This window comes from Bradyrhizobium hipponense, assembly GCF_008123965.1.
In the GTDB taxonomy this organism is placed as follows: domain Bacteria; phylum Pseudomonadota; class Alphaproteobacteria; order Rhizobiales; family Xanthobacteraceae; genus Bradyrhizobium; species Bradyrhizobium hipponense.
In genome coordinates, this window is the sequence record NZ_VSTH01000089.1 from 1 (window position 1) to 17,153 (window position 17,153).

At 63.3% G+C, this 17,153-nt stretch carries 17 protein-coding genes; 7 read left to right on the forward strand and 10 right to left on the reverse strand.

Features of this window, described 5'->3' with window-relative positions; translation table 11 throughout:
- Window positions 1-38: 38 nt before the first annotated feature.
- Genes FXV83_RS25475 through grxD form a run of 4 tightly spaced genes read right to left on the reverse strand, consistent with a single transcriptional unit; the run spans window position 39 to window position 3,517 of the window.
- On the reverse strand, window positions 39-1,295 hold the full coding sequence (locus tag FXV83_RS25475; protein ID WP_187436149.1) for a serine hydrolase domain-containing protein: 1,257 nt from the start codon (window positions 1,293-1,295) through the stop codon (window positions 39-41).
- 1 nt (window position 1,296) lies between these two features.
- Complete coding sequence (locus FXV83_RS25480) at window positions 1,297-2,583, reverse strand: serine hydrolase domain-containing protein (RefSeq protein WP_187436150.1); 1,287 nt, start codon at window positions 2,581-2,583, stop codon at window positions 1,297-1,299.
- Window positions 2,584-2,626: 43 nt separating this feature from the next.
- Complete coding sequence (locus FXV83_RS25485; RefSeq protein ID WP_148742370.1) at window positions 2,627-3,181, reverse strand: O-acetyl-ADP-ribose deacetylase; 555 nt, start codon at window positions 3,179-3,181, stop codon at window positions 2,627-2,629.
- Window positions 3,182-3,184: 3 nt separating this feature from the next.
- Window positions 3,185-3,517 carry a Grx4 family monothiol glutaredoxin gene (gene grxD, locus FXV83_RS25490; RefSeq protein WP_187436151.1) on the reverse strand — a complete coding sequence of 111 codons (333 nt, stop codon included), beginning with the start codon at window positions 3,515-3,517 and terminating at the stop codon, window positions 3,185-3,187.
- 240 nt (window positions 3,518-3,757) lie between these two features.
- On the opposite strand from grxD, the gene egtB reads away from it, so the two are divergent.
- Together egtB and egtD are read left to right on the forward strand one after the other, a co-directional pair.
- Window positions 3,758-5,056 (forward strand): ergothioneine biosynthesis protein EgtB, encoded by a 1,299-nt coding sequence (gene egtB, locus FXV83_RS25495; protein ID WP_187436154.1) that lies wholly within the window; start codon window positions 3,758-3,760, stop codon window positions 5,054-5,056.
- Between the two features lie 50 nt (window positions 5,057-5,106).
- On the forward strand, window positions 5,107-6,078 hold the full coding sequence (gene egtD, locus FXV83_RS25500; RefSeq protein ID WP_148742376.1) for an L-histidine N(alpha)-methyltransferase: 972 nt from the start codon (window positions 5,107-5,109) through the stop codon (window positions 6,076-6,078).
- A 214-nt stretch (window positions 6,079-6,292) separates the two neighbouring features.
- Here the strand turns inward: egtD and FXV83_RS25505 are convergent, their stop codons facing one another.
- Both FXV83_RS25505 and FXV83_RS25510 read right to left on the reverse strand, forming a co-directional pair.
- Window positions 6,293-7,486, reverse strand: a complete 1,194-nt coding sequence (locus tag FXV83_RS25505) for a low temperature requirement protein A (protein ID WP_148742377.1) — start codon at window positions 7,484-7,486, stop codon at window positions 6,293-6,295.
- Window positions 7,487-7,559: 73 nt separating this feature from the next.
- Window positions 7,560-7,814 (reverse strand): BolA family protein, encoded by a 255-nt coding sequence (locus FXV83_RS25510; RefSeq protein ID WP_148742378.1) that lies wholly within the window; start codon window positions 7,812-7,814, stop codon window positions 7,560-7,562.
- Window positions 7,815-8,026: 212 nt separating this feature from the next.
- Between FXV83_RS25510 and FXV83_RS25515 the strand changes: the two genes are divergently transcribed.
- Both FXV83_RS25515 and FXV83_RS25520 read left to right on the forward strand, forming a co-directional pair.
- Window positions 8,027-8,386 (forward strand): DUF427 domain-containing protein, encoded by a 360-nt coding sequence (locus tag FXV83_RS25515; RefSeq protein ID WP_148742379.1) that lies wholly within the window; start codon window positions 8,027-8,029, stop codon window positions 8,384-8,386.
- Window positions 8,387-8,451: 65 nt separating this feature from the next.
- Window positions 8,452-9,558 (forward strand): alpha/beta fold hydrolase, encoded by a 1,107-nt coding sequence (locus tag FXV83_RS25520; protein ID WP_148742380.1) that lies wholly within the window; start codon window positions 8,452-8,454, stop codon window positions 9,556-9,558.
- A 40-nt stretch (window positions 9,559-9,598) separates the two neighbouring features.
- Here the strand turns inward: FXV83_RS25520 and FXV83_RS25525 are convergent, their stop codons facing one another.
- Window positions 9,599-9,772: a DUF1328 domain-containing protein gene (locus tag FXV83_RS25525; RefSeq protein ID WP_148742381.1), complete on the reverse strand. Its 174-nt coding sequence runs from the start codon at window positions 9,770-9,772 to the stop codon at window positions 9,599-9,601.
- Window positions 9,773-9,954: 182 nt separating this feature from the next.
- Here FXV83_RS25525 and FXV83_RS25530 point away from each other — a divergent pair, with 182 nt between their 5' ends.
- Window positions 9,955-11,145 (forward strand): acyltransferase family protein, encoded by a 1,191-nt coding sequence (locus FXV83_RS25530; RefSeq protein ID WP_148742382.1) that lies wholly within the window; start codon window positions 9,955-9,957, stop codon window positions 11,143-11,145.
- Between the two features lie 120 nt (window positions 11,146-11,265).
- Here the strand turns inward: FXV83_RS25530 and purL are convergent, their stop codons facing one another.
- Window positions 11,266-13,476, reverse strand: a complete 2,211-nt coding sequence (gene purL / locus FXV83_RS25535) for a phosphoribosylformylglycinamidine synthase subunit PurL (protein ID WP_148742383.1) — start codon at window positions 13,474-13,476, stop codon at window positions 11,266-11,268.
- A 182-nt stretch (window positions 13,477-13,658) separates the two neighbouring features.
- Here purL and FXV83_RS25540 point away from each other — a divergent pair, with 182 nt between their 5' ends.
- Window positions 13,659-14,138, forward strand: a complete 480-nt coding sequence (locus FXV83_RS25540; protein ID WP_148742384.1) for a PaaI family thioesterase — start codon at window positions 13,659-13,661, stop codon at window positions 14,136-14,138.
- Window positions 14,139-14,187: 49 nt separating this feature from the next.
- Here FXV83_RS25540 and FXV83_RS25545 read toward each other — a convergent pair whose 3' ends face one another.
- Together FXV83_RS25545 and purQ are read right to left on the reverse strand one after the other, a co-directional pair.
- On the reverse strand, window positions 14,188-15,159 hold the full coding sequence (locus FXV83_RS25545) for a tripartite tricarboxylate transporter substrate binding protein BugD (RefSeq protein WP_148742385.1): 972 nt from the start codon (window positions 15,157-15,159) through the stop codon (window positions 14,188-14,190).
- On the reverse strand, window positions 15,156-15,857 hold the full coding sequence (gene purQ / locus FXV83_RS25550; protein WP_148742386.1) for a phosphoribosylformylglycinamidine synthase subunit PurQ: 702 nt from the start codon (window positions 15,855-15,857) through the stop codon (window positions 15,156-15,158). Before purQ ends, FXV83_RS25545 begins: the two co-directional genes overlap by 4 nt.
- 165 nt (window positions 15,858-16,022) lie before the next feature.
- On the opposite strand from purQ, the gene FXV83_RS25555 reads away from it, so the two are divergent.
- A complete protein-coding gene (locus FXV83_RS25555) occupies window positions 16,023-17,039 on the forward strand; it encodes a magnesium and cobalt transport protein CorA (RefSeq protein WP_148742387.1) in 1,017 nt (338 codons plus the stop codon).
- The last annotated feature ends 114 nt before the right edge of the window (window positions 17,040-17,153 follow it).

Genomic DNA, 17,153 nt, shown 5'->3' on the forward strand with positions numbered 1-17,153 from the left:
CACCCATAGGATCTACGAAAGCGGCGTAACCGTCGAGCTCAGCGCCCCATCGCCTGATAGATCAGCGTCTTCAGCGCCAGTTGAATCCGGCCGCGCTGCGTCGGGGTCTGCACCATGAAGATCCCGAACAGATCGTCCTCGGGATCGATGAAGAAGAAGGTGCCGCCGACGCCGTCCCAACGATACTCGCCGAGCGGCCATGAGGTGCCCGGCGGCACCGAGGTGCGCACGGCAAAGCCAAGGCCGAAGCCGGAGCTCCCGCCCGGATAATAGTTCTGATCGCGCGCGACCTTGGTTTCGGGCCCAATATGATCCGATGCCATCAGTGCAATGGTCTCGGGCTTGAGATAGCGCCGGCCTTCATAAGTGCCGCCATTGAGCAGCATCTGCGCGAAGCGGGCGTAATCGCCGATCGTGCCGACCAGGCCGCCGCCGCCCGATTCCCATTTCAGCGGCCGCCTGACATCGCGGAGCTGCGTCGTCGCATTGATGTTGCGATCGTCCGGCATCGGCTCGGCAACGCGCGGATATTTTGCGGGATCGGCGACATAGAACGCCGTCTCGGTCATGCCGAGCGGATCGAGCAGCCGCTCCTTTTCAAACTGGAGCAGCGTCTTTCCGGAGATCACCTCGACGACGCGGCCAAGGACGTCCGTGGAAAAGCCGTAGTCCCACACCGTGCCTGGCTGCTCGACCAGCGGCAGCGTGGCGATCTTGGCGGCAAAATCGGCGTTGGTCAGATCGCTGTTGAAGAGGTTGGCATCAGCATAAAGCTCGCGCACCATGCCGCCGCCGTAATAGCCGTAAGGCAGTCCGGAAGTGTGCCGCAGCAGGTCCTTGATCGTGACCGGACGATCGAGGGGCTCCAGCGCCAGCGCGACCTTGCCGTCCTCGGCCTTCTTTTCGACGCCGACCTTCATGCCGGCAAAAGCAGGAATGAATTTCGAGACGGGATCGTCGAGCGCGAGCTTGCCCTCCTCGACCAGCATCATCGCCATCACGGAGGTGATCGGCTTCGACATCGAATAGAGCCGGAAGATCGTGTCCGCGCTCATTGAAATCTCGGTCGCGACATCGCGGACGCCGAAATTCTCGTAATAGATCGGCTTGCCGTGCTGCTGAAGCAGCAGGATGGCACCGGGAATCTTGCCGGTCGCGATCTCGTTCCTGATGTAGTCGGAGACTTTTGCCAGTCCCTCGGGCGAGAAATTGTGGGCGACACGCCCCTCGGAGCCCGCCTGTGCACCGATTGTACCGAACAGGAGCGCCGCGATCAGGGCGCGGCGCCCGCGCATGTCAATTCTCCATGGCTTCATAAACCAACTGTTTCAATGTCCGCTGCACCCGTTGGCGTTCGGTCGGGGTCTGCTCCAGCAGGACGAAGAACATGTCCTGCTTGGGGTCGATCACGAAATAGCAGCCCGAGGCGCCGTCCCATTTCAATTCGCCGAGATCGCCGGGCGGCGGCGGCTTGGCATTGCCGGGATCGGTGCGAACCGCAAGGCCGAGGCCAAAGCCGAAACCGTCGCCGGGGAAGTAGAAATAGTCGCGATCGACGCCGGAGTTCGGGCCGACCTGGTCGGTCACCATCAGCTTGAAGGTCGCGGGCTTGAGGATGGTCTTGCCGTCGAGGCTGCCGCCGTTGAGCAGCATCTGCGCAAAGCGCTCATAATCGGCCATGGTCGTAACCATGCCGCCGCTCGCGAACTGGATTTTCTTGGCGACGGTTGGATCGTTGATGCGACCGACCCGGAAATCACTGTCGTTCGGCACCGGCTGGGCCAGCACCTTCTGCTTCTCGGGATCGGTGACGAAGAAGCCGGTGTCGACCATGCCGAGCGGGCCAAGCAGCTTCTCCCGCTCGATCTCCAGCAGCGGCTTGCCGGCCGCGACCTCCATGACGCGCGCCAGGATGTCGGTGGAGTGGCCGTATTGCCACAACGCGCCCGGCTGGTTGTGCAGCGGCAGTTTTCCGATTCGCTCGGCAAACTCGGCGAGGTCGAAATCGCCGGCATAGATGTTGGCGTCGCGATAGGCCTTGCGGACCAGGCTGTCGCCATAGAAGCCATAGGTGACGCCCGAGGTGTGCGTCATCAAGTCGTGCACCGTCATCGGCCGGCTCGGTGGCACGAGCTCGAGCGACCTGGTACCGTCCTCGGCCTTCTTCTCGACGCCAACCTTCACATTGGCGAAGGACGGAATGTATTTCGAGACGGGATCGTCGAGCTTGATCTTGCCGTCCTCGATCAACCGCACTGCAACGACAGAAGTGATCGCCTTGCTCATCGAGAACAAGCGGAAGATCGTCTTGTCCGTAATCGGCGCCTTGCTGACCACGTCCTGCACGCCGAAGGCTTCGCGATAGACCGGCTTGCCGTGCTGCTTGATCAGCACGGTTGCGCCGGCAATCTTGCCTGCCGCGACCTCGTTCTTGAAGAACTCGCTAATTTTGGCGAGCTTGTCCTGATTGAAATGAGCGCCTGCCGGGATCTCGTAAGTCCCTTCCGCGTTCGCGAGCGACGTCGCGCCAAACGACACCAGCGCGCCGCAGACGAGCGCACGCAGTCCAACATGTGAAATCATATCCCCTCCCCGGAACATGGTCCGGCGGAGTGTACTGACCGCGTCAATCGGCACAAGGGCCGCTGTGCCGCACAAGCGCCTCGGCGTGGAGCTTGGCGCTCGGCTCCGAGAAGCAGCAGAACACCACGCGGGCAACGGACGGTGCCAGGGGCAGCATTTCGATTGTCGTGCGGACGGCGATCTCGGCGGCCCGCTCGGCGGGAAAGCGATAGACGCCGGTCGAGATCGCGGGGAATGCCACAGAGGTCAGCTTATGCTCCCGGCACAGTTCGATCGCGCGGCGATAGCAGGAGGCTAGCAGATCGTCCTCACCGTGCGTGCCGCCATTCCAGACCGGCCCGACAGTGTGGATCACATGCGCGGCCTTGAGCCGATAGCCTTTGGTGATCTTGGCGTCGCCGGTTTTGCAGCCATGCAGCGTGCGGCACTCGGCGACCAGTTCGGGCCCGGCCGCCCGATGGATGGCGCCGTCCACGCCGCCCCCGCCAAGGAGCGACGTGTTGGCCGCGTTGACGATGGCGTCAACGCCGAGCGTGGTGATGTCAGCAACGATGACCTCGAGCTGGGCGCTGCCGATCCGGCGCGTCAGCGTGGTCAAGCGTCAGGCCGCAGCGTTGACCGCAACGCCCTTCTCGGAGAAGAGCTGCTGCAATTCGCCGGCCTGGAACATCTCGCGGATGATGTCGCAGCCACCGACGAACTCGCCCTTGACGTAGAGCTGAGGAATCGTCGGCCAGTTCGAAAAGGTCTTGATGCCGTTGCGCAGTTCGGCCGATTCGAGGACGTTGAGGCCCTTATAGCCGACGCCGAGATGGTCGAGGATCTGGACGACCTGGCCGGAGAAGCCGCACTGCGGAAATTGCGGCGTGCCCTTCATGAACAGAACCACGTCGTTCGACTTAACTTCGTTACCGATGAATTCCTCGATGCTCATATCCATGTCCTTCCGGGGCGGAGCCCTCAACGATCAACTCGGGCCGGCTCAGCCAATTTAACCCGATACCTGTCTATATATGTAGCCCAAACCGTTGTGCATCCAAAGTAAAATGGCGGCGACGGGGCTCGGACGGCCGATCCGAAACCCAGCCCGGGGCATGGCCTGATGACGCTAATATCATTACCGAGGAGGACTTTCATACCGTAACGGAGCCCCTATCTAGGACGAACCTTGGTTTTGGAACCGGGCAACGCCAACAACGTTCTCTTGTCCTGTCTGGAGAAAAACGTGACGAAACAAGCCTCCGCTACGGCCGCCCCCGCGCTTTCGTCAGAGGTGTCCGCTCCGGGCAGCCTCGCCCAGTCCTTGGAGGACGCGTTTCTCACCGTCCGCAACGAGACCGAACGCCGGGTTGCGCCGCTATCGCCCGAGGACCAGCAGATCCAGTCCATGCCGGATGCGAGCCCGACAAAATGGCACCGCGCCCACACCACCTGGTTCTGGGAGCAATTCGTGCTCGGCGAGCACTGTCCGGACTACCGGCCCTTCCATCCCGATTTCGCGTTCCTGTTCAATTCCTATTACGTCAGCGCAGGCCCCCGTCACGCCCGGCATCGCCGCGGCGACATCACCCGGCCGAGCGCCGATCAGGTCGGCGCCTATCGCAAACATGTGGACTCGGCGGTCGTGAAATTCTTTCGCGAGGCGGGCGAGGACAAGCTTCAGGCCATCGCGCCGCTGGTCGAGGTCGGGCTCAATCACGAGCAACAGCACCAGGAATTGATGTTCACCGACATCCTGCACGCCTTCGCCCAGAACCCGATTCCGCCGGCCTACGATCCGGACTGGCGCTTTCCGGCCTCGACGCGCACGGGTGAGGACTGGCTGACGCTGAACGAGGGCATCCATACCGTCGGCCATGTCGACGACAGTTTTCATTTTGACAATGAGAAGCCGGCACACCGCGCCCTGGTCGGCCCGGTCAGGATCGCACGCAATCTCGTCACCAATGGCGAATGGCTCGCGTTCATGCGCGACGGCGGCTATCGGACCGCAACTCTCTGGCTGATGGACGGTTTTGCTGCCGTGAACAGCGAAGGCTGGGAGGTCCCGGGTCATTGGCGCGAGATCGACGGCGAGTGGCATGTCATGACGCTGGCCGGCCTCAAGCCGGTCGATCCCGACGCGCCGGTCTGCCATGTCAGCTATTACGAAGCCGACGCGTTCGCCCGCTGGGCCGGAAAACATCTGCCGACCGAGATGGAATGGGAGGTCGCCGCGCGCACCGGCCAGCTCAACGATGCCTTTGGCATCGCCTGGCAGTGGACGCGTAGCTCATACGCGCCCTATCCGGGCTATCGCGCCATCGAGGGCGCGCTCGGCGAGTACAACGGCAAGTTCATGATCAACCAGCTGGTACTGCGCGGCTCCTCGCTGGCAACGCCTGACGGTCACAGCCGCGTCACCTATCGCAACTTCTTCTATCCGCATCATCGTTGGCAATTCACGGGATTGCGGCTCGCCGATTACGACTAATTCTCATCCGACGACAACCGCGCGCCGGACAGCGCGTTCAGGAGAGTATCATGAATGTGCATGGCAGCGCTTTGGCCGAAGCCCATCTTCCCGATGAGCAGACGACGGCATTCGCCCGCGAAGCCATCGAGGATTTGTCGCGGCAGCCGAAGAAACTGTCGCCGAAATATTTCTACGACGCGACCGGATCGGAATTGTTCGAGGCGATCACGCGCCTGCCTGAATATTATCCGACGCGCACGGAGCTTGCGATCCTGAGGGAGCGCGGCGGCGAGATCACGAAGATCATTCCGGGGCATGCAGCGCTGGTCGAGTTCGGCGCCGGCGCCACGACAAAGGTTCGTCTGCTGCTCAACCACTGCAAGTTCGCAGCCTATGTGCCCGTCGACATCTCCGGCGACTTCCTGAAGGCGCAGGCGAACGGCCTGAAGCGGGATTTCCCGTCGCTCGGTATCCATCCGGTGGCAGCCGACTTCACAACGCCGTTCGAGCTGCCCAAGGCGGTCGCATCGATGCCGAAGGTCGGCTTCTTCCCCGGCTCGACCATCGGCAATTTCGAGCCGCAGGAGGCCCAGGCCTTCCTGAAGAGCGCCCGCACGATTCTCGGCCGGGGCGCGCAGATGATCATCGGCGCCGACCTGGAGAAAGAGGAGCGCGTGCTGCACGACGCCTACAACGACGCCGCCGGTATCACCGCGCGCTTCAACCTCAATGTGCTGGTGCGCATCAACCGCGAGCTCGGCGGCAATTTCGACCTCTCCGCCTTCACCCATCGCGCGATCTATAACCGCGAGCGGCATCGAATAGAGATGCATCTGATCAGCAAGAAAAGCCAGACCGTGCGCATGCTCGGCACGAGCTTCTCATTCCGGGCGGGTGAGAGCATCCATACCGAGAACAGCTACAAATACAGCCTCGAGCGTTTTGCTGCGCTGGCGCAAGGAGCCGGCTGGCGCGTGCGCGAGACCTGGACGGACGCGGGGAAGATGTTCTCCGTGCATGCTCTGGAGGTGGCGGAGTAGAAATTCCGCCGTTTCCTGCGGCGCATCCTTCGAGACGCCCGCCTTAGGCGGGCTCCTCAGGATGAGGACGGAGTGCGTGGCAGCAGTTTCAACGGGCACCGGCGCTGACTAGCCTCATCCTGAGGAGACCGCGGAGCGGTCGTCTCGAAGGACGAGGCGCGCGCCCGGGCCGCTCCAGGAGTCTCTATCCGATTGGCCTGTGGCCGGCTGCGCCTCAATGCTCTTCCGCCTCCTCGCCCTTCGACCCGAGCGACACCGACTCCCACACCGCGACCACGATCATGATCACCGTTGTCACGACGGACAGCCATAGCGGCGAGAGATCAGCCGCAAACCAGCTCAGCGCCAGAAGCAGGATGATGCCGATGCCGTGCGACAGCTGGAGGAAGCCGCGGATCGCGTGCTTGAACAGGATGGTGCCGGTCAGGAATACCAGCGGCCCGCCGACCGTGCTCACGATGGTGCGGATGTCGGAATGGCCGCTCGGATGCTTCAGCACCAGTTCGTCCGAGACCGCGGCCAGGATGATGCCCGCGACGATCGGCATGTGCAGATAGGTATAGGCGAGCCGCGCCAGGCGGCCGGATTCGGCGGTCTTCGATATCCGCTCAGCGCCGGCCTCCGCGCCCTTGTGGAAGTAGATCCACCACATCGCGATGCTGCCGACCAGCGCCGACACGAAGGCAAGAATGTTGTCCGCGGTCCAGTCCAGTTCGGCGAAGGTCGCGCCATTGACGACGACGGCCTCGCCGAGCGCGATGATGACGAACAGGGAGCAGCGCTCCGCCATGTGGCCGCCTTCGACGGCCCAGGCCTCGATCGACGAAAACCCCAGCTTCGGGACCCAGAAGCGTGCCGCCGGTGAGATGTACTCCCAGGTGACCGCCGCGATCCACAGCCATAGCCGCGTCTCGCCCTCGATAAAACCGCCTGCGATCCACAGCACGGCAGAGATCGAGAGCCACGTCAGGATGCGAATGGCGTTATGGCGGACCTGTTGCCGATGGCGCGGGGTTGCGAATAGCCAGAACGCCGTACGTCCAACCTGCATGGTCGCGTAGGCAATCGCAAACCACAGGCCGCGCCCCTCGAACGCGGTCGGGATCGTGGTCGACAGCACGAGGCCGCCCAGCATCATCAGGAAGAGCAGGATGCGGACCGGCGTCAGCTCGGGATTGAGCCAGTTGGTGACCCACGCGGTGTAGACCCACACCCACCACACGGCCAGAAACAGCACCGTGACGTGTACCGCGCCGAGCGGCGTAAAGTGGTGCAGCAGCGTATGGGAGACTTGCGTGATGGCGAAGACGAACACGAGGTCGAAGAACAGCTCGGCGTTGGTGACGCGGCTGTGCTGGTTCGGCACGATGACGCGAAACATCGCACCGCGAGGATTATCCGCAGCCATCGTCGTCCCCCGCTCTCGCGATCAGGTCAGGTGCTCGTCAGATCAAGTACTCGTCAAATCTTAAGTACCTGGCTTAAGTACTTGGCACCCCGGGTCCGCCAGGAACCCCGGTTTGCAGTGCCAGCGCGTGCAGCACGCCGCCCATCTGGCCGCGCAGCGACTGATAGACGATCTGGTGCTGCTGGACGCGCGATTTGCCGCGGAACGATTCCGAGATCACGGTCGCGGCATAGTGGTCGCCATCGCCGGCGAGGTCACGGATGGTCACCTCGGCATCGGGGATCGCTGCCTTGATCATCGCCTCGATATCGTGGGCGTCCATTGGCATTCGGGTCTTGCTCCTAATCTCGGCTGCAAATCAGCCTCGGCGTCGAATCGCTGCCGGGGTCCGGATCAGCAAAGCCAAACTTGCCGGCAGGGCCAAACTTAGCGTGAACAGCCTTCTACGTCACGCCTTGAGGCACTATATCGGTGATCCGACCAGGATAAAGGCACGACAAAGTGCCGCGCACGGCAGATTGATCGAAAAGGCGTGAAGTCATGAAACTTCCAGGGCCTGACCACCCCATCACCATCACCCCGACCGCCCGGCGTATCCGCGTCACGGCGGGCGACATCGTGATCGCCGAGACCACCAAGGCGCTGACGCTGAAGGAGGCCAAATATCCGGCGGTGCAATATGTGCCGCGGGAAGACGCCAACATGGCGCTGCTCGAGCGCACCGACCGCGTCACGCATTGCCCCTACAAGGGGGATGCGAGCTATTACAGTATCAAGGCCGACGGCAAGACGCTCGACAACGCGATCTGGACCTATGAGACGCCCTTCCCCGCAATGGCGGAGATTTCCGGGCATCTCGCCTTCTATCCGGACAAGGTGAAGATCGAGGAGGTGGGGTAAGCTCACGGTGCAGCTGTGAAGCCGGGCGATCATGGATCGCCTCCTCTCAGTCGATAAGGCACAAGATGCCGCGCACTGCCGCAAGACTGGTTGGGCTCTCGTTGCTGGGCTTGGCCGGCGTCCTCATTGTGGTGGCCGCCGCCGGACTGGGTTTTCGCGCCTATCGCCAGCATCTTGCTGCCGAAACTCTTGCGATCCGCTCACCTACGGGCGTCCAGGAGGGAAAGTTCGTCGACATCGGCGGCATCAAGCAGTGGATTCAAATCCGCGGCGAGGATCGGGATAACCCGGTCCTCCTGTTCGTCCACGGCGGGCCCGGGGGAACGACTTTGCCGATCTCGTCGGGTTGGCGCCCCTGGGAAAAGCATTTCACCGTCGTGCAATGGGACCAGCGCGGCGCCGGCCGGACCTATGGCGCCGCCGGAGAAGATGCGCTCGCGCCAACCATGACGCTGGCGCAAATGACGCAGGACGGCATCGAGCTGGCCGAATATCTGCGAACCCATCTGCACAAGGACAAAATTATCCTGGTCGGGCATTCCTGGGGCTCGTTTCTGGGCATTCACATCGTCAAACAGCGCCCTGATTTGTTCTCTGCCTATGTCGGCACGGGACAAGTGGTCGGCAGGGTGACGTTCGAGAAGCAATTCGAGATCACGATCGCGCATCTGCAGGCGTTGGCGCAGTCCGCTGGCAACAGCGAGGCTCTGGGAGAATTGGCGCCAATCGTCGCGCGACCTCTGATCAGTCCACAAAATCGACTGGTTGCGGACAAATGGAGCAAAGCGCTGGGGCTACCCTCCATCGAGAGCTTCCAGTTGGCGGGTCCTGTCCCGCCGCCGTTCATGCCGGATTTCTCGCTGCTGGACTGGTACAACTGGCGTAAAGGCATGGCCTTCTCCGCAAAATATCTGCGCGGACGAGAGGGCCCCATGTTCAAGCGCGACGTCGTCTCGCTGGGTCTCGCGTTTCCGATCCCGGTGATCTTCATCGAGGGCGATGCCGACTACAACACGCCGGGTGGACCGGCCGAACAATTCTTCAATCAGATCACGGCCCCACATAAGGATTTTGTCTGGGTGCGCGGCGGGAGTCATTTCATTCCGTTCGATCGTCCCGACGAATTCTTGGCTGAGCTGGTCACCCACGTGAGACCGCTGGCACCAGATTGAGACGACGGCTTGGGGCCGGCCCCCCATTTCAAATCTCACGCTACGCCCTGAAGATCGTGAGCCCGAGTATCAGCAGCACCAGGAAGATCACGACGAAGATGTAGAACAGGAAGCGGGCGACGTCGGCGGAGGCGGCCGAGATGCCCGTGAAGCCGAGCACACCTGCCACGATCGAGATCAGCAGGAAGATCAGCGCCCATTTCAAGATCGTCATCGCCAGCTCCGCGACAGTGGCCACTGCAATCGGCGGCCTTCATCCGTGTCGGAAACGCTAACCGCGTTGCGCGGACCCGGTTCCTAACGCACGATGGAAGGTTGTCGCGGCACAATCTGCCCTTGCTGAATCGGGTTCCCAGCGGCAGAGTCCGGCCGGACAGAAACGCGACCGGGACGGCCATGATTACGATGTCACATTCCGCGGCGATCGGCGCAGAGGCGCATGCCGAGCCGAAGGCCAAGGTGCGCAATCTGTCGCTCGACCGCGCCCGCACCTTCCTGACGCTGGTGGTGCTGCTGCATCACGCCGTCATTCCCTACACCTATTTCGGCCACACCGACCCAACCTCCTGGGTCGGCTTCGACATGATCGTGCTGGCGACCGACAGCTTCTTCATGGCGATGTTCTTCTTCCTGTCGGGGCTGTTCGCGTGGTCGGGAATCGCTCGCAAGGGGCCGGCGAGCTATCTGGCAGACCGCGTCCGACGGCTCGGCATACCGTTCGTGATCTGCGCATTCACGGTCATTCCGCTCGCGTATTACGCCATCTCGCTGCGGCTCAACCCCGAGATCGGATTTTCGCAGTTCTGGTGGACTACGATCACGAAAGGCCCGTGGCCAAGCGGGCCGATCTGGTTCCTCTGGGTCTTGTTCGCCTTCGACCTGATCGCATGCCTCCTGTACCGGCTGTCGCCCGATCTGCTCGACCCTATCAACCGCCTCTCGCTGCGCGGGCGGCGCCGACCCGCGGAATTCTTCGCGGTCATGATGGCTGTCAGCGCCGCGTTCTATGTACCCGGGCTGATGTATTTCGGACCAAGCAACTGGTTCGAGTTCGGGCCGTTTTCGGTCCAGCATGGGCGCGTGATGCTCTATGCGACCTACTTCTTTTTCGGCGCCGGCATCGGCGTTGCGAATATCGATCGCGGACTGCTCTCGGCTGACGGCAGGATGGCGAAGGTGAGCTGGGACTGGATGGTCTTGGCGATCGTTCCGTATTGCCTGCTGTGGGGGCTGATCTTCATCAAGCGAGAAATACTGGGGAATCCGTCGCCACTGCCGAACTGGTATGAAGGAATTTACGCCGTCTGCGTCACCATCTTCAGCGTGGCCATCATGTTTCTGATCCTGGCCTTCTTCCAGCGGTTCAGGCAGTCAGGCTCAGCAAGGCTACTCGATCCGATGCAGGCCGCTGCCTACGGCATGTTCCTGCTGCACTATCCGATCACGCTGTGGCTGCAATACTGGCTGTTCGACTACAATTGGCCTGCAATCGAGAAGGCTTCCGCCGTGTTCGTGCTGACGGTGATTCTGAGCTGGGGCCTGACGGCGGCGTTGCGAAAGATTCCTGGGGCGTCGCACGTGTTGTGAGGCACGGTCTCTCCTCGTCATTGCGAGGAGCTCTTGCGACGAAGCAATCCAGAGTGTCTCCGCGGTGAGAGTCTGGATTGCTTCGCCGCGCTCGCAATGACGGAGAATGCGGAAACGGCCCTACGCCACCGTCCCGCTCATGTACTCCGGCAGCCAGCGCTCGAACGAGGCACGCAGTGTGTCGATCGCGACCGGCGCTTCGCCCGCGATCGCGATCGCGTCGCCGCCGGTGGTGCCGATCCGCAGGCAGGGCACCTCGCAGCCGCGCATCTTGGCGAGCACACGGCCGGCTTCCACCTCCGGCACGGTGACGAGATAGCGCGCCTGGTCCTCGCCGAACCAATACGCGTGCGGCACGAGTGCAGCGGGCGCTGCGAGCAGCTTCGCGCCGATGCCGCTTGCCGTCGCCATCTCGGCAAGCGCGACCAGAAGGCCGCCGTCGGAGAGGTCGTGCGCGGCGGTCGCGGTGCCGGCGTGGATCATGCCGCGCACACAGTCGCCGTTGCGCTTCTCGGCGGCGAGATCGACCGGCGGCGGCGCGCCCTCCTCGCGGCCGCAGATGTCGCGCAAATAGACGGACTGGCCGAGCCAGCCGTGGGTTTCGCCGATCAGCAGGATCGCTTCGCCGTCGGCCTTGAAGGCCAGCGAAGCCGATTTGGTGAAATCGTCGAGCAGGCCGACGCCGCCGATCGAGGGCGTGGGGAGGATCGCGCGGCCGTTGGTCTCGTTGTAGAGCGAGACGTTGCCGGACACGACCGGGAAGTCGAGCGTGCGGCAGGCCTCCGAAATGCCCTTCAGGCAGCCGACGAACTGGCCCATGATCTCGGGCCGCTCCGGATTGCCGAAGTTGAGATTGTCGGTGATCGCGAGCGGCTTGCCACCGACCGCGGTGATGTTCCGCCAGGCTTCCGCCACCGCCTGCTTGCCACCCTCGAAGGGATCCGCCTCGCAATAGCGCGGCGTGACGTCGACGGTCAGCGCCAGGCCCTTCGGCCCGTCCTGCACGCGCACGACGGCGGCATCGCCGCCGGGCCGTTGCATGGTATTGCCGAGGATGACGTGGTCGTACTGCTCCCAGACCCAGCGCTTGCTGCACATATCCGGCGTGCCGATCAGCTTCTCCAGCGCGGCACCGACGCCGATCGGCGCCGACACCTCGCGGGCGTGCACGATCGGCAGTGCGGTGGCGGCGACATGCGGGCGGTCATAAAGCGGTGCTTCGTCGCCGAGCTCCTTGATCGGCAGGTCGGCCATGACGTCACCGCCATACTTGACCACGAAGCGCTTGCTCGGCGTGGTGTAGCCGACGACGGCGAAATCGAGCCCCCACTTCTTGAAGATCGCCTCGGCTTCCTTCTCCTTCTCAGGCTTGAGCACCATGAGCATGCGCTCCTGGCTCTCGGAGAGCATCATCTCGTAGGCGCTCATGCCGGTCTCGCGGGTCGGCACTGCGTCGAGATCGAGATCGACGCCGAGGTCGCCCTTGGCACCCATTTCGACCGCCGAGCAGGTCAGGCCCGCCGCGCCCATGTCCTGGATCGCGATGACGCAGCCCTTGTCCATGATCTCGAGGCAAGCCTCGAGCAGCAGCTTCTCGGCGAAGGGATCGCCGACCTGCACGGTGGGACGCTTCTCCTCGGACTTGTCGTCAAATTCGGCCGAAGCCATCGAGGCGCCATGGATGCCGTCGCGTCCCGTCTTGGAGCCGAGATAAACGATCGGCATGTTCACGCCGGAGGCGGCCGCATAGAAAATCTTGTCAGCATCGGCGAGGCCCACGGCCATCGCATTGACGAGGATATTGCCGTCATAGCGGGTGTGGAAACGCACCTGGCCACCGACCGTCGGCACGCCGAAGGAATTGCCGTAGCCGCCGACGCCGGCCACGACGCCCGAGACCAGATGCCGGGTCCTGGCATGCTCGGGCGCGCCAAAGCTCAGCGCGTTGAGGCAGGCGATGGGCCGTGCGCCCATCGTGAAGACGTCGCGCAGAATGCCGCCGACGCCGGTGGTCGCGCCCTGGTAGGGCTCGATATAGCTCGGGTGATTGTGGCTCTCCATCTTGAAGACTACGGCCTGGCCATCGCCAATATCGATCACGCCGGCGTTCTCGCCGGGGCCCTGGATCACCCAGGGGGCCTTGGTCGGCAATCCGCGCAAATGGATGCGCGAGGATTTGTACGAGCAGTGCTCGTTCCACATCGCCGAGAAGATGCCCAGCTCGGTGAAGGTCGGCTCCCGCCCGATCAGCTTCAGGATGCGCTCATACTCGTCGGGCTTGAGCCCGTGGGCGGCAACCAGTTCGGAGGTGATCTTGGGTTCGTTCTTCATGGATTCGAGGCTTTCGGCGGGGTTTGCCGTTCTTAGGAACATCGGGGGCTCACGAAAAGCCCTTTATGGTGCATTTTTCCACTGTCCCACGTTTTGCGGCCGGGGGATGCGGGAACAGGAATTGCAAGGCGCGGTCGGATCGGATTTAAGGGCTAAAGACCCGTAATTGAAGGCCCATTTCCTTGCACGAATTGACCAAAGCGCCCCCGTCCCGCCGCCCCGACCTCCACATCGCCGCCGATGGGGAATTCCAGGGCTGGCGGACCTGGATTCGCGACAGTTTTGAGAGCCATATCGGTCCGTTCTGGCACAAGATCGAACAGGACGGCGGCGTCCGCAGCGCTTTCCGGGTCGAGAAAAAGCACCTCAACGGCTCCGGTAACGTCCATGGCGGATGCTTCATGGCGTTCGCCGACTATTGCCTGTTTGCGATCGCGACCCATGAGCTGGATGGGCCGGCCGTGACCACCAATTTCGCCTGCGACTTCCTCGACGGTGCGCGAGAGGGCGAACTGATCGAATGCGTGGGCGAAGTCTCCCGCGCTGGCGGCTCGCTGATCTTCCTGCGCGGCAAGATGATGTCCGGCGACCGGCCGCTGCTCACCTTCTCCGGCACGATCAAGCGGGTGAAGCGGAAGCCGGCACTCCAGGCAAACGCATAGCATGACGGTCCCGGCCGAACGGCTGAAGCTGCGGTAGCGCCAAACGCTATTACTTGGCGTCGTCCGCCAGCATTTTCCGGTATTTCTCGACGTCGCGCGACACCAGTCGCTGAAGCAGCTCCGGCGTGTGTTCGTCGGCATCGGGCGCGACCGTCGACAGATCGCCAAAACGCTTCTTCACCGCGTCGGTTTCTACAGCGGTGCGCGCGGCGGCGTTCAGCTTGGCGATAACGGCCGGCGGCGTGCCCTTGGGCGCGAACAGGCCGTTCCAGCCCTGCGCCTCGAATTCGGGCAGGCCCGCTTCGGCGGACGTGAGCAAATCGGGCAGCGTGGCGAGCCGCACGGTCGAGCCGACCACGAGCCCCCTCACCAGCTTCTCGTTGATCGACTGCGAGACGGACGCGGCCGCATCGCAGACGCCGTCGATCTGGCTACCGACCGCGTCGGTCAGCGCAGGCGCCGCGCCGCGATAGCCGACCAGCGTCGCATCGACGCCGGCTGCCGTGACGAAGCTCTTGCAGATCAAATAATTCGACGAGCCGACGCCGGCATGGCCGAGATTGATCTTGCCCGGATTGGCCTTGGCGTAGGCGATGAACTCCTTGAGGTCCGTTGCTGGAAAATCCTTGCGCAGGGCGATGATGCCGAACGTCTTCGCCACCATGGCGATCGGCTGGAAGGAGTCCGGCGTGAACGGCAGTTTTGGATAGATCGTATAGGCCGCGGCATTGGTGCCGGCATTGCCGATCGCGATGGTGTAGCCGTCAGGCTCGGCGCGGGAGGCGCGCGCCAGCGCGGTCGAGCCGCCGGCCCCGGCGACGTTCTCGATCACGATGGTCTGACCGAGCGCGATGCCCATCTGCTCGGCGACCGTGCGCGCGATCACGTCCGACGTGCCACCGGCCGCGAACGGCACGATCATGGTGATCGGACGCTTGGGAAAATCCTGCGCGGATGCAGCAGTCGCGAACGAGAGCGTCGCGAGCGCGGCGAGACACCGCTTCAAAATGAACGAGATCACGCGGCCTTTTCCAGGTGCTGGACCAGGCCGGCGAACAGGCCGCGTCCGTCGGTGCAGCCCATGATATCTTCGACGTGGTTTTCCGGGTGCGGCATCATGCCGAGCACGTTGCCGTTGTCGTTGACCAGGCCGGCGATCGAATGCGCGGCGCCGTTGATGTTGTGGCTTTCGTCGACCACGCCGTCGGCCGAGCAATAGCGGTAGAGCACCCGTCCCTCGCCCTCGAGCCGCTTGATGGTCTCTTCATCCGCCTCGTAATTGCCCTCGCCATGGGCGACGGGGACGCGGATCACCTGGCCCGCATTGTAGCCGCGGGTGAACGGCGTGTCGGAACGCTCGACGCGCAGATGCACGTCGCGGCAGATGAATTTCAGCTGCGCGTTGCGCATCAGCACACCCGGCAGCAGCCCGGATTCGCAGAGGATCTGGAAGCCATTGCAGACGCCGAGCACGAGGCCACCCTTGGCCGCATAGTCGCGCACCGCATCCATGACCGGCGCGCGCGCCGCAATCGCGCCGCAGCGCAGATAGTCGCCATAGGAGAAGCCGCCCGGGACCACCACGAGATCGGTGCCGGCAGGAAGCGACGTCTCCGCGTGCCACACCATCGCAGGCTCGTTGCCCGAGATCAGCTTCAGCGCGCGCGCCATGTCGCGCTCGCGGTTGATTCCGGGAAAAACGAGAATGGCGGCTTTCATGGCTCGGGTTCCGACAGTGGCGGGAATCGGGGTGGCACGGCGGCCAAATCGTGAAGAGACATAACCATTTGACGGGGATTTTACCAGTGCTAGCCTCGCCGGGCCGCCTTGTGCACAGGCCATGGTTACCGCAATTTGGCCGAACGATTTGCCGGGATTGAAACCATGAATGTCCCGTCGCTGCCCACATCCGCCGCCGAGCCGGTTTCCGCCGACGGCGTCATCGCGGCCGGCGCCTATGTCGACGGACGGCGCGTCGCCAATATCGCCATCAGCGAGGCGTCTAGCTGGCGCGCCAAGCCCGGCCACGTGGTCTGGATCGGGCTGCATGAGCCCGACATGGCGCTGCTCGGCGCCGTGCAGAAGCAGTTCGATCTGCACGAACTCGCCATCGAGGACGCCAACCACGCCCATCAGCGGCCCAAGATCGAGCAATACGGCGAAGCCCTGTTCATCGTGGCGCGGACCGCGCAATTGCTCGAGGGGCGGATCGCCTTCGGCGAGACCCACATCTTCATCGGCGATGGCTATCTCGTGACGGTCCGTCACGGCGCCTCGACCTCGTATACGGCGGTACGCGAACGCTGCGAGAGTTGTCCGCGGGCGCTCGCCCGCGGCGAGGACTACATCCTCTATGCCATCCTCGATTTCATCGTCGACAACTACTCGCCGGTGCTCGAAAGCATTCACGAGGAGGTCGAGGAGATCGAGGACTACGTGCTCTCCCACGCCATCACCAAGGCCCAGATCGAGCGCCTCTACATGCTGCGCCGCGACCTGTTGCGGCTGCGGAATGCGATCGGCCCTCTGGTGGAGGTCTGCCGCCGGCTCGAGCACGACGAACTGTCGATGGTGCGCCCGGCCATGCAGACGCTGTTCCGCGACGTCACCGACCATGTCCGCAATATCCAGGAGCGCATCGATTCCATGCGCGAGGTGCTGGCCTTCGCCTTCGAAGCGAGCCTTTTGGTCGGCCAGGCACAGGAAACTGCGGTCTCCAAGAAGCTTGCCTCCTGGCTCGCCATCATCGCGATCCCGACCGCGCTCGCCGGCATCTACGGCATGAACTTCAAGCACATGCCGGAGCTGGACTGGGAGTACGGCTATTACATGCTGCTCGGCGTGATGCTGATTTCGTGCGGAGCGCTGTACTGGCGCTTCCGCCACGTTGGATGGCTGTGAGGGGGCGGCCCTCGCCCGACTGCGCGTGTTAGCCAGTCCGGCTCCTTGTCCTGAGGAGCGCGCTCTCTGCGCGCGTCTCGAAGGATGAAGGCCGAGCTGCAAGAGCCGGGCCTG